Annotated in this window: 1 protein-coding gene; it reads right to left on the minus strand. The window is 66.0% G+C overall.

What is annotated here, in order from left to right; all coding sequences use genetic code 11:
* Positions 1–88 precede the first annotated feature (88 nt).
* Positions 89–373: diguanylate cyclase domain-containing protein (locus AC1D1Y_RS26845; protein WP_477685017.1), on the minus strand; the 285-nt coding region annotated here is incomplete at its 5' end.

Genomic DNA, 373 nt, shown 5'->3' on the forward strand with positions numbered 1-373 from the left:
ACTCTGCCCGCATTCGAGATCCTGACCAAGCGCGCAGCGGCCTAATTTGCTATGAAATTGGAAGCTGCTCGCACAGCTTCCACGCTGGCTAGAGCGGCATTGGCGCTGTATCCAGGCTGGCATAGCGCACTTGACCACGCCCGCCTTGTTTGGCCTGTTGCAGTTGCGCACTCGCCAGGGCCAGCAGGTCGCTGGCATGGCCGCTGTGCGGACTCACCCGCGTGCCCAGGCCCACGCTGACCGACACCACATCGCTGCCATGCGCCCCCCCGCGTGGCAGAGCCAGCTGGCGCACCCGGCGCTCCATCTCCTGCGCCAAGGCCAAGGCGTCCTCGTGTGACGTGTCGGGCAGCAGGCAGGCAAACTCCTCACC

The sequence above is a fragment of the Polaromonas sp. P1_G1 genome, assembly GCF_056405595.1.